Origin of the sequence: Neoroseomonas terrae, assembly GCF_018129025.1 — a bacterium.
Lineage (GTDB): Bacteria > Pseudomonadota > Alphaproteobacteria > Acetobacterales > Acetobacteraceae > Neoroseomonas > Neoroseomonas terrae.
Genome location: NZ_JAAEDI010000013.1, coordinates 169,230 through 180,609, shown reverse-complemented (window position 1 = coordinate 180,609; position 11,380 = coordinate 169,230). Strand labels below are relative to the sequence as shown.

The following is an 11,380-nucleotide window of genomic DNA, read 5'->3' as shown; positions in this document are numbered from 1 at the left end:
CATGGGCTCGCTGCTGACGCAGGCGGCGCTGCTCGGCTCCGTCGCCTGGGCACTGGCCGCGCCGGGGGATGCCGTCGCGACCGGGCTGGTCGCGATCTTCCTCGCCATCGCCGCGGCCGAGGTGCTGGGCCTGATGCCGCGTGCCGGCGCTTCGCTGGCCGCTGCCGCGGCCGCCGCGCGCCGGCTGTTCGATGCCGCCGACACGCCCGAGCCCGTGCCGGACCCGGCCAACCCGGCCGCGCTGCCGAAGAGCCACGCGCTACGCCTGTCCGGCGTGGTCTTCGCCTGGGCGCCCGACCGCGCGCCGGTGTTCGACGGACTAGACTTCGATGTGCCGGAGGGGGCGCGGATCGCGCTGCTGGGGCCGTCAGGCACCGGGAAGTCCACGCTCGCGGCGCTGCTGCTGAAGTTCGCCGCGCCGCAGGCCGGGCGGATCACCCTGGGCGGTACCGACATCGCGACGCTCGCCGCCGCCGACCTGCGCCGGCGCGTCGCCTGGCTGACGCAGGATGCCCGGCTGTTCGACGACAGCATCGCCGCCAACCTCCGCCTCGCCGCGCCTGAAGCGAGCGACGCGGAGCTGTGGCGCGCGCTCGACCGGGCACAGGTCGGTGACGTGGTGCGGGCATTGCCCGAGGGCCTGGAGACGATGTGCGGCGAAGGCGGCACGCGCTTCTCCGGCGGGCAGGCGCGACGCATCGCGCTGGCGCGCGCGCTGCTGTCGCCGGCCTCGGTGCTGATCCTCGACGAGCCGGCGGCGGGGCTGGATGCGGATACCGAACGCGCCTTCCTGGCCACGCTGGATGAAGCGACGGCAGGGCGCAGCGTGATCCTCATCCTGCATCGCCTGCTCGGCGTTGAGCGGCCGACCCGGATCCTGCGGCTGGTGGGTGGGCGCGCGATTCCCGCGACGGGGTGACCTTGGGGGGACGCGCCGTCTCTCTCGGGTTCCGGCCGATCACTCCGCGCAACACCCCCGCGAATCCGAACCACCAGTTGACGCCCTGCGGCGCTTCGCGCGACCAAGGGGTTATTCGAACCCCGGAGTCGTTACCAATGCGCCGCCGCACTCTCCTCGCGACCGCCCCTGTCCTGCTGGCCGCCGCCTGCACGAGCGCGCCGGCGCCGACGCCGGCGATCGCCGTGTTCTTCACGGCGGACAGCGCGACGCTGGATCCGGAGGCGGAGGCCGTGGTGAAGGGCGCCGCCCAGCAGGCCAAGTCCCGCCCGGGCACCTCGGTCGTGGTACTGGGCTTCGCCGGCCCGGCGGGCGGCGTCGCCTACAACGTCGCGCTCTCCCAGGCGCGGGCGCAGCATGTGGCGGATCTGCTGGCGCGTGAGGGCGTGGCGCGCGACCGCATCAGCATCGTGCCGCGCGGCCCCGTACCGTTCGAGGCGATGGCGACCGAGAGCCGCCGCGTCGAGATCCGCATCGGCGGCTGATGCTCGCGCTGGAGGAGCCACAGGAGGTCCTCCGCCGCGTCTTCGGCCATGAAGGGTTCCGCGGGCGGCAGGAGGAGATCGTCCGCCACGCGACCGAGGGTGGCTCCGGCGTCGTGCTCATGCCGACCGGCGGGGGCAAGAGCCTGTGCTTCCAGGTGCCGGCGCTGTGCCGGCCGGGCGTCGGCATCGTCGTCTCGCCGCTGATCGCGCTGATGGAGGACCAGGTCGCCGCGCTGCGCCAGCAGGGCGTCGCGGCGGCCGCCCTGCATTCCGACCTGCCGCCGGATGAGGCGCGCACGGTGCTGCGGGATCTCGATGCGGGGCGGCTCAAGCTGCTCTACATCTCGCCCGAGCGGCTGACGCTCGACAGCACGCAGCAGCGACTGGACGAGATGCGCATCGCGCTGTTTGCGGTGGATGAGGCGCATTGCGTCAGCCAGTGGGGCCATCATTTCCGGCCCGAGTATCGCGGGCTCGGCGTCCTGGGGCAGCGCTTCCCCGGCGTGCCGCGCCTGGCGCTGACGGCGACGGCCGATCCCCGGACCGTCGAGGATATCCGCAAGCAGCTCGACCTGAGCGAGGCGCCGGTCTTCCGTGCCTCCTTCGACCGGCCGAACATCTTCATCGTCGCCGAGCCGCGCGAGAGCGAGCGGTCGCAGCTCCGCGGGCTGATCCGCGACATGCGCGGCTGCGGCATCGTGTATTGCGGCAGCCGCGCGAAGACCGAGAGCACGGCGGAATGGCTGCGGGCGGACGGGCATGACGCGCTCGCCTTCCATGCTGGGATGGATCCGCTCGCGAAGCGCGACGCGCATCGTCGCTTCGCGCGGGGCGACGATGTGATCATGGCGGCGACGATCGCGTTCGGGATGGGGATCGACCGGCCGGATGTGCGCTGGGTCGCGCATCTCGACCTGCCGCGCAGCCCGGAGAGCTGGTACCAGGAGATCGGCCGCGCGGGGCGTGATGGGCTACCGGCGCGGGCGCTGCTGCTGTTCGGCGCCGGCGACATGGCGATCGCGCGGCACCGCATCGCGGAAAGCCCGGCGAGCGAGGAGCAGAAGCGCGTCGAGCGGTCCCGCCTCGATGCGATGATCGCGATCGCGGAAGCCGCGACCTGCCGCCGTGCTCTGTTGCTGCGCTGCTTCGGTGAGGAACCGGCTTCCGAGGAATGCGGTGCCTGCGACGTTTGCCGCACGCCGCCGCGATTGTTCGACGGCACTGTGGTGGCGCAGAAGATGCTGTCCGCCGTGCTGCGCACCGGGCAGCGATTCGGCGTCGGGCACGTGGTCGATGTGCTGCGCGGTCGGCTGACCGACAAGGTCGCGCAGTTCTCCCACGACAAGCTGCCGACCTTCGGCGTGGGCAAGGATGTCGCCGACAGCACCTGGCGCGGCGTCGCGCGGCAACTGGTCGCGCGCGGGGTGCTGGATGTCGCGGTGGAGAACCATGGCGAACTGGTCGCGATGGAAGCGGCGCGCCCGGTGCTGCGTGGCGAGACCGCGGTGATGCTGCGGGAGGAGACGGTGCGCGCGCCGTCGAAGCGCTCATCCGGCGCGGGACCGGCGCCGGTGTCATCCGGCGATCCGCTGTTCGATGCGCTGCGGCTGTGGCGGCGGGGTGTGGCGCAGTCGCAGGGCGTGCCGGCCTATGTTGTGGCGGATGACCGCACGCTCGGCGGCATCGCCGCGGCGCGGCCGGACAGCGTCGAGGCGCTGCTGGACGTGCCGGGGATGGGGCGGTCGCGCGTGGAACGCTATGGCGATGACATCCTGCGCATCGTGCGGGATGAGGGGTAAGTCCGCGCTGTGATGCGTTGCATGGATGAATGTTCATCTGGCTGGTAAACGCCGCCCCGTTGAATGAGGGGGACCACCAGATGCGCCGTTCGATCCTGACCACCGCCGCGCTGATCGCGCTGACGGCTGCGACGCCCGCGCGCGCCGATGACATCGCCAGCGCCCTGGCCGAGGCGCAGCGCGCCTATCAAGGCGGGCAGGTGCAGGCGGCGCAGACGGCCTTGCAGCGGGCGCTGGAACTGCTGCAGCAGCGCGGCGCCGGCAACCTGGCGGCGGCGCTGCCGGCGCCGCTGGCCGGCTGGACGGCGGGCGAGGCGCGGACGACGGCCGGCGGCGGTGCCGGGGTGCTCGGCGGGTCGATGGCGTCGCGCAGCTACCGCAACGCGCAGCGGCAGACGGTAGAGATCGAGGTGATGAGCGACAACCCGATGGTCACTCAACTCGCCGCCGTGATGAACGATCCGGCGACGGCGCAGGCGCTCGGCCAGCCGCAGCAGGTGGGGGCGCTGCGGGCGATCCAGGCCCGCAACGGTGACCTGCAGATGATGGTGGGGGAGCGCATCCTGGTGCGGGTGCGCGGCAGTGCGCCGGCGGAGGCCAAGATGGAATACGCCCGCGCGGTCAACGTCGCGCGGCTCAGCGGGCGCTGAGGAGGACGGCGGCGAGCCCGCCGCCGGCGAACAGCACCGGGCCGAGAGCAAGGAGGAGGACGCCGATGGCCATGGCGGCTTCCTCCGTGCCGGCCGCGCGAGCGGCCAGGAGGAGGGGTACGAGGGCCAGTGCCGCGCCGCCGAGGAACACCGCGGCGGCGCGGGCGGGCACGGTCAGGCCTCGGCCTTGTGGGGGACCTGCTTCTCGGTGAGGAGGGTGGCCAGTTCGCCCGACTGGAACATCTCCATCACGATGTCGCAGCCGCCGACGAACTCGCCCTTCACATAGAGCTGGGGGATGGTCGGCCAGTTGCTGAAGGACTTGATGCCCTCACGGATCTCCATGTCCTCGAGCACGTTCGCGCTGCCGAAGGGCACGCCCATGTGGGTCAGGATCTGCACCACGCGGGCGGAGAAGCCGCACTGCGGGAAGGCCGGCGTGCCCTTCATGAACAGCATGACGGGGTTGGCGTCGATGGCGGCCTGGATCTGGTCGAAGGTTGGGTTCGACATCGGGTCTGGGTCCTATTCCGGAGCGGAGGTCTGAAGGGCGAGGGCGTGCAGCACGCCGCCCATGCGGCCCTGCAGCGCGGCGTAGACGATCTGGTGCTGCTTCACGCGGGAGATGCCGCGGAAGGATTCCGAGATGACCTTGGCGGCGTAGTGGTCGCCATCGCCGGCCAGGTCCTCGATGGTGACTTCGGCATCGGGGAGGGCCGATTTGATCAGCGCCTCGATCTCCGCCGGCTGCATCGCCATCAGGCACGTCCTTCCATCAGGGCGGGGAGCGTTGCTTCGTTGGCCTCCCGCAGGGTCGAAACCGATATGGCCCGGCCGGCACCCAAATCCAGGGTGGTGCCGCCGGCGCGGCCGAGGCGGAAGGCAGGGACGCCCGCCGCCTGGGCTGCCGCCAGGATGGCATTGGCGTCGGAGACTGCAAGGACGTACCGGGCCTGGTCCTCGCCGAACCAGAAGGCGTGGTCGGGGAGGGGCGCTTGCGCCGTGGCGGAGGCACTGCCGGCAGGCGCAGTCGTCGCAGTGCCCGAGGCCGCGGTCGTGCTCCGGGCGGTGGGCGGCGAGGCCGCGCCTGGTGCCGTGGTCGCGCCGGGGGCGTGGAGCGTCGCGCCGACGCCGGTTGCCATGGCCATCTCGGCGAGGGTGACGAGCAGGCCGCCGTCGGCGCAGTCGTGGCAGGCGAGGACTTCCCCGGCGAGGATACGGGCGCGGACGAAGTCTCCGTTGCGGCGTTCCGCCGTGAGGTCCACGGGCGGGGGGGCGCCTTCCTCGCGGTGGGCGATCTCTCGGAGCCAGAGGGATTGGCCGAGGTGGCCGGCGGTGGTGCCGATCAGGATCAGGTCGGCGGTGGTGGGCATGCCGAGGCCGATGGCCTGGGCCGCATCGTCGATCACGCCGACGCCGCCGATGGCGGGGGTGGGGAGGATCGCTCGGCCTTCCGTCTCATTGTAGAGGGAGACGTTGCCGCTCACGACCGGGAAGTCGAGCGCGGTGCAGGCCGCGGCCATGCCGCGGACCGCAGAGGCGAACTGGCCCATGATGCGGGGCTTCTCGGGGTTGCCGAAGTTCATGTTGTCGGTGATGGCGAGCGGCAGGGCGCCGGTGGCGGTGATGTTGCGCCAGGCCTCGGCGACGGCCTGCTTGCCGCCTTCCTCGGGGTCCGCGACCACGTAGCGGGGGGTGCAGTCGGTGGTCATGGCCAGGGCGCGGGCGTGGTCCTCGATCTTCACGATGGCGGCGTCGGCGCCGCCGGGGCGGTGGACGGTCTGGCCGTTCACCAGGCTGTCGTACTGGTCCCAGATCCAGCGGCGGGAGCAGAGGTCGGGCGTGGCGACCAGGGTCAGCAGGGCCTGTTCGATCGACGTGGGGTTCGGGATGGTGGCCGGGTCCAGCAGAGGCTGCTTCGGGGTGTCCTCGGTGGGGCGGCGGTAGAGGGGGGCTTCCGATTCCAGGGGAGCCAAGGGGATGTCGGCTTCCACCTGGCCCTTGTGGCGGATGACGATGCGGCCGGTGTCGGTGAGGTGGCCGATCACCGCGAAGTCCAGTTCCCACTTGGTGAAAATGGCCTCGGCCAGGGCTTCCCGCCCGGGCTTGAGGACCATGAGCATGCGCTCCTGGCTCTCGGAGAGCATCATCTCGTAGGCGGTCATGCCTTCTTCGCGCTGGGGGACGTTGTCGAGGGTGAGGTCCACACCCATGCCGCCCTTGCCGGCCATCTCGACACCGGAGCTGGTGAGGCCCGCCGCGCCCATGTCCTGGATGGCGACGATGGCGTCGGTGGCCATCAGTTCCAGGCAGGCCTCGATGAGGAGTTTTTCCGCGAAGGGGTCGCCGATCTGGACGGTGGGGCGCTTTTCCTCCGAGTCCGCGGAGAATTCGGCGGAGGACATGGTGGCGCCGTGGATGCCGTCCCGGCCCGTCTTGGAACCCACATAGACCACGGGGTTGCCGATGCCGGTGGCGGCGGCGGTGAAGATGCGGTCGGCCTTGGCGATGCCGACCGTCATGGCGTTGACCAGCGGGTTGCCGTTGTAGGCGGGGTGGAAGTTGACCTCCCCGCCCACGGTCGGGACGCCCACGCAGTTGCCGTAGCCGCCGATGCCGCGGACCACGCCGTCGATCACCTGCTTCATCCTCGGCGCGTCCGGGGCGCCGAAGCGCAGGGCGTTGAGGTTGGCGATGGGCCGCGCGCCCATGGTGAAGACATCCCGCAGGATGCCGCCGACCCCGGTTGCCGCGCCGTTGTAGGGTTCGATCCAGGACGGGTGGTTGTGGGATTCCATCTTGAAGACGGCGGCCAGGCCATCCCCGATGGCGATGACGCCGGCATTCTCGCCCGGGCCCTGGATGACCCAGGGGGCCGAGGTCGGGAGTTCCTTCAGCCAGACGCGGCTGGATTTGTAGGAGCAGTGTTCCGACCACATCACGGAGAACACGCCGAGCTCGGTGAGCGAGGGGGTGCGGCCGAGGATGGCGAGGCAGCGGTCGTACTCGTCCGGCTTCAGGCCGAATTCGGCGGCGAGCTGGGCGGCACGGGCGGGGTCGAGCGAGATGGGCGCGGCGGCGGTCATGGGCGCGTTGTGGGTAGCGCGCGTGCCGCTGTCCAGTGGGGGTTTGCGCGGGGCTGGTCATGACCAGCCGAGGCGCTGTTTTCGAGAGATGTGTTTGATGCCGCCGGCCATGCGGTGGAGGTGTTTGAGGGCCTTCAGGTAGGCGAGGTAGGCGGTGAAGTGCTTGCGGGTGCGCGGCGGGGCAGGGAGGCGCATGGCCTTCAGCTTTTCGGACAAATCGGGGTTGGGGAGCTTGTTGGGGGGTCCGTTCAGGGCGGTGAGGAAGCCGAGGCGGCGGATGAGGACGATGAAGCGGAGGCCCCGGAGACGGATGGCTCGGCGGCAGGCGCGGAAGATGAGGGGGGCGATCTCGTTCAGGGGGTGGTTGGGATAGTTGTCCTTGATCGCCTCGAGGAGGCGTTCCCAGAGGCCGGCATGGGTGAGGCGGCGGAAGTAGCGGGAGACGGTGTCGGGCTTGCCGTGCTCGGCAGGGAGAGCGCGCCAGGGGTCGGTGGTACAGGCGAGGTGGAATATGGCGTTCATGCGGGCGCGGAGGTCGCCGATCTGGCGGCCGGCGGGGGAACGAGGGAGGATGAAGGGGAGGAGGGCCTGGAATTGGAGAGGGGTGAGGGGGTGGGGGCGCATCACGAGATCGAAGCAGAAAATAGGAAAATAGTCAATTCCGCCGGTGCAGGGTCGACCATCAGGTGTCTCACTCGACGCCAGCGTCCCACCAGGGCTATGGGGGTAGGACCTAGACAGATCCGAAAAATCTCAGCAACGTGAATAAGAAACATTGAAAAGCGGGAGAAATGTTAGATGGCTTCCATCTCGTCCATTCACGACTTATCAAGTGAACATAAGGAAGCCCTAATAGGGTCGGTGCGGGCTGGGGAATACAATCTATTTCTCGGAGCGGGAGTTAGCTTGGACAGCCACAATTCCAGAAATGAGAATTTACCAACAGGAACCGAATTTAAACACGATTTGTGCAAAATAACCGGCGCAAATATTGGATCGACATTGCAAAGAGTATTTTCTGGACTCACTGAGGATAAAATAGAAGAACATGTTACGAAGAGATTTGAGAATTGTACCCCTGGAGAAACCGTAAAGAAGATACCTTCATTTTTATGGCGTCGGATATTTACACTAAACATCGATAACGCTCTTGATCAGGCTTACGGAATTCACGGAAATTTGCAGGATTCACGGAAATTTGCAGGAAAGCAAAATATTTCACTTCAAAGATACATTTGAAGAGCTCCGTTCTTTGGAGCAGGTGCCTATAATTCATCTTCATGGATGGGCGCAGCGACCTACCATGGGGTACGTTTTTTCCGCTGCGGAGTACGCGCGCGTAATGGCGGAAGGTAATGCGTGGATGACGGTCCTGGCTGACGTTATGCCTACAGAAGCATTCATAATAGCGGGAACTTCTTTAGACGAAATTGATTTAGAATATTATCTTGCTAGAAGAAACTCGACAACTCTACGGAGGGACCGCGGTCCATCATTTAGGATTGAGCCATTCCCTGATGCGCAAACGGAGGGAGATTGCGATAGGCACGGTCTTGTATTGTACAAAGGGGACCTACTGAAGTTCTGTGCAGAGCTTAATGCCATCGTGCCGAATAGGGTTGGGGCATATGAGCTCGTTGACTCTGATACCAGGGGCCTCTTCCCGGAAGGTGCGCCAAAAAGTGTCGTGCTGTCATTCTCGAATGACTTCGACCGAGTTCCCGCGCTGCCGAAGCCGAGCCTCGACGCTGCGCGATTTTCCTACGGACATCCCCCATCCTGGGGCGATTTGGCGGGGTCTTGGGATGTAGGGCGCCCGCTTACCAGGCGAATCCGTGCCGGAATCGACGCGATATTAAAGGGCGATCTTCCTAATGAAGTAATTATCATACTAGACGAAACTGGGGTGGGTAAAACTACGATTCTGCGGCGAATAGCATACGATTTATCAAAATCCGGAATAATCTGTTTGGATTGTATTGCTCTCAGTCGGCTTGATACGCGGAAAACTGCTGAAGTTATCGATTTGATAGATGGTCCCGTAGCAATATTTGTGGATAATATTGCAGAGCAGGCACCAGCAATTGCGGCGATGAGGGTAAATTTGGAGAAGAAAGATGTAATATTCTTGGGCGCAGAGCGTGGATATCGCCGTCGGCATATCGTGAGATCTTTCGGCGATGTTCGGTATCGCTTTTGGGATGGCCTTCAACTGAGTCGAGTTGAGGCAAAGCAACTCATCGAAGGTTACGTAAAAAGGGGACAGGCGGGAACCGCCGACGCTACGCGACGGCCAGAAGCACTGGCTGCCCGTATAGAAGGGGAGCCAATAGCGGTCGCTTGTTGTCATATCCTGAATGATATGCGGCCGCTGGATGCTATCGTTAAATCTACCTACGATGTGGCTAGTAATGGAGAAAGATTTCGTTATCTTACTGCGGCGATTGCTCATTATTGTATCGCTGGAGGTGTAAGATACGAGATACTTTCTTCACTATATGGGCAGGAGGGGTGGGACGGACAATTTCGTTCACATCATCCGCTCCCTCTTGAATATCTGGATGTCAGAAGAAATTTTGTGATCCCGCTCAATGCCACCCTCGCCGTACGTTCACTCGAACGTGCGCCATCGGACGATGTTAGGAAGGTATTCGAGGGATTGGCGCTCAGGATCGCGCCCCGGGTAAACAGAGATACGATAAGAAATCGTAGCCCGGAAGCCCGATTGGCGGGCAGGTTGTTTGACTATGATGACGTTGTAAGCAAATTCCTTGGAGATAAGGCCGGAGATTTCTATACGAAGACACAAAAATATTGGCAGTGGAACTCTAGGTACTGGGAGCAGCTTGCTCTCTTTAAGTTAGCAAAATTCAAGTCAGAAAAAGATGATTTATTCCTTAGGCAAGCCGTGCAACACGCTCGGCATGCGGTATCTATTGAGAATCATCCTTTTCCACTTACTACGCTTGGCAAGATACTTTTGGCACAACTGGGCTACCCTGGGCTGTCGGACGCGTATTCGTATGACGAGGCATTCAAATGCCTTACTCGCGCCATCGACCTAGAGCATAAAAGAGCCCGCGCGAGTGTACATGCTTACGTAACGATTTTTTATGGTACATTAGAGTATATGAAAGTTGGGGGTATCCTGTCCGTTAATCAAAAGAGTGAAATTCAAACACTCTTGGATTCCGCGCAAAAGTATTTTCCGAGAGACAGCGAACTGCGTGGATGCGCGGAGAATCTAGCGCTCAGATTGAGTGGCTTCTCAGGTCAGTAGTAGATTACTCTTGTCGCTTGCTTGGATTCGCTAATCGGGGGTAGTAACCTTCGTTTCCTGCCGGGGTGCAGGGGCAGAGCCCCTGCGAAGCCGCCCGGCGAGTCAGTGCCCCCGCTGAGCGTCGTCCGATAGCGTCCTACTCCGCGTAGTCCGGCTGGGTCCGGTCCAACATCCGCTTCATGGCGGCGAAGTAGTAGTCGGAGCCGCTCATCGCCATGGTCGGGTCTTTCCAGGTGGCGGCTTCGGCGCGCATTTTTGCCAGCACTTCGGGGGCAACGAAGCGGCGGCGCTGGCCGGTCCACATGCCGAAGAGCTGCGTGCGGCAGGAGCGTTCGAGGAAGTAGAGGCGGCGGTAGGCCTGGGCGACGGTGTCGCCGATCACGACGACGCCGTGGTTGGCCATCATCAGCACGACCTTGTCGCCCATGAGGGCGGCCATGCGTTCGCCTTCGGCGTGTTCGTGGGCGAAGCCGTTGTAGTCGTAGTCGTAGGCGATGCGTCCTTCGAATTGCAGGGCGCCCTGGCCGGTCATCTCCAGCGTCATGTCCTCGAGCTGCGACAGGGCCGTGGCGTAGGGCATGTGGGTGTGGAGCACGCAGGCGGCGCCGGTGGCTTCGTGGATGGGGGCGTGGATGCAGATGGCGCTGCGGTCGGCGGGGCCGGTGCCTTCGACCACGGTGCCGTCGAAGGCGACCTCGATGATGTTGCTGGCGGTGACCTCATTCCAATGGAGGCCGAATTCGTTGAGGTAGAAGCGGCCGGGGCGGCCGGGGACGAGCAGGGTGAAGTGGTTGTCGATGGCCTCGTGATAGTCGTCGAGGACGGCGAGGCGGTGGGCGGCGGCGAGGTCGATGCGGGCCTGGCGGCGCTGGGCTTCCAGCACGTCGGGCGCGGTGGGGGTCAGGCTGTCCATTTGGCGTGCGTCCTTTCCGGTGTCTGGTGGCGGGCGTGCGGGTGGCGCCGGGCATCGTGGCATCGAATGGGCTGGCAGGTGAAATGGCGCCGGTTGGGCGGTGATGGTGTGTGTCCCGGCATTGCCCGGATGGGCTGTGCCGTATGACCCCGGCGCGACAGGCTGACGGAGCGAAGGTGCAGGAAACTGAGTTTCCTGCCGGGGTGCAG

At 65.4% G+C, this 11,380-nt stretch carries 12 protein-coding genes and 1 pseudogene; 7 read left to right on the top strand and 6 right to left on the bottom strand.

The features are described 5' to 3' along the window. From GXW78_RS13795 to GXW78_RS13780, 4 genes are all read left to right on the top strand, one after another. On the top strand, window positions 1-919 hold a 919-nt coding region (locus GXW78_RS13795; protein ID WP_211869396.1), incomplete at its 5' end, for an amino acid ABC transporter ATP-binding/permease protein. Window positions 920-1,056: 137 nt separating this feature from the next. After that, window positions 1,057-1,443, top strand: coding sequence for an OmpA family protein (locus GXW78_RS13790; protein WP_211869395.1), 387 nt, complete (start codon window positions 1,057-1,059; stop codon window positions 1,441-1,443). After that, entirely contained in the window at window positions 1,443-3,242 is a 1,800-nt protein-coding gene (gene recQ / locus GXW78_RS13785; RefSeq protein WP_211869394.1) for a DNA helicase RecQ, read from the top strand. The genes GXW78_RS13790 and recQ overlap by 1 nt, the downstream gene beginning before the upstream one ends. Window positions 3,243-3,322: 80 nt before the next feature. Further along, entirely contained in the window at window positions 3,323-3,892 is a 570-nt protein-coding gene (locus GXW78_RS13780) for a hypothetical protein (RefSeq protein WP_211869393.1), read from the top strand. Here the strand turns inward: GXW78_RS13780 and GXW78_RS13775 are convergent. Genes GXW78_RS13775 through GXW78_RS13755 form a run of 5 tightly spaced genes read right to left on the bottom strand, consistent with a single transcriptional unit; the run spans window position 3,879 to window position 7,602 of the window. Next, window positions 3,879-4,064, bottom strand: a complete 186-nt coding sequence (locus GXW78_RS13775; protein WP_211869392.1) for a hypothetical protein — start codon at window positions 4,062-4,064, stop codon at window positions 3,879-3,881. The genes GXW78_RS13780 and GXW78_RS13775 overlap by 14 nt on opposite strands. Window positions 4,065-4,066: 2 nt before the next feature. Further along, on the bottom strand, window positions 4,067-4,405 hold the full coding sequence (grxD, locus tag GXW78_RS13770) for a Grx4 family monothiol glutaredoxin (RefSeq protein WP_211869391.1): 339 nt from the start codon (window positions 4,403-4,405) through the stop codon (window positions 4,067-4,069). Window positions 4,406-4,417: 12 nt separating this feature from the next. After that, window positions 4,418-4,651 (bottom strand): BolA family protein, encoded by a 234-nt coding sequence (locus GXW78_RS13765; RefSeq protein ID WP_211869390.1) that lies wholly within the window; start codon window positions 4,649-4,651, stop codon window positions 4,418-4,420. Then, window positions 4,651-6,978, bottom strand: a complete 2,328-nt coding sequence (gene purL / locus GXW78_RS13760; RefSeq protein WP_211869389.1) for a phosphoribosylformylglycinamidine synthase subunit PurL — start codon at window positions 6,976-6,978, stop codon at window positions 4,651-4,653. The genes GXW78_RS13765 and purL overlap by 1 nt, the downstream gene beginning before the upstream one ends. A gap of 57 nt (window positions 6,979-7,035) precedes the next feature. Further along, window positions 7,036-7,602 carry a transposase gene (locus tag GXW78_RS13755; RefSeq protein WP_211869411.1) on the bottom strand — a complete coding sequence of 189 codons (567 nt, stop codon included), beginning with the start codon at window positions 7,600-7,602 and terminating at the stop codon, window positions 7,036-7,038. Window positions 7,603-7,776: 174 nt separating this feature from the next. On the opposite strand from GXW78_RS13755, the gene GXW78_RS13750 reads away from it, so the two are divergent. The 3 genes and pseudogenes from GXW78_RS13750 to GXW78_RS13745 all read left to right on the top strand — a co-directional run bounded on the left by GXW78_RS13750 (window position 7,777) and on the right by GXW78_RS13745 (window position 10,258). After that, a complete protein-coding gene (locus tag GXW78_RS13750) occupies window positions 7,777-8,217 on the top strand; it encodes a hypothetical protein (protein ID WP_211869388.1) in 441 nt (146 codons plus the stop codon). A 22-nt stretch (window positions 8,218-8,239) separates the two neighbouring features. Next, window positions 8,240-8,437 (top strand): annotated as a pseudogene (locus tag GXW78_RS28640) (SIR2 family protein); the annotation flags it as partial. A gap of 147 nt (window positions 8,438-8,584) precedes the next feature. After that, on the top strand, window positions 8,585-10,258 hold the full coding sequence (locus tag GXW78_RS13745) for an ATP-binding protein (RefSeq protein ID WP_211869387.1): 1,674 nt from the start codon (window positions 8,585-8,587) through the stop codon (window positions 10,256-10,258). Between the two features lie 136 nt (window positions 10,259-10,394). Here the strand turns inward: GXW78_RS13745 and GXW78_RS13740 are convergent, their stop codons facing one another. After that, entirely contained in the window at window positions 10,395-11,171 is a 777-nt protein-coding gene (locus tag GXW78_RS13740; protein WP_211869386.1) for a class II aldolase/adducin family protein, read from the bottom strand. Window positions 11,172-11,380: the final 209 nt, after the last annotated feature.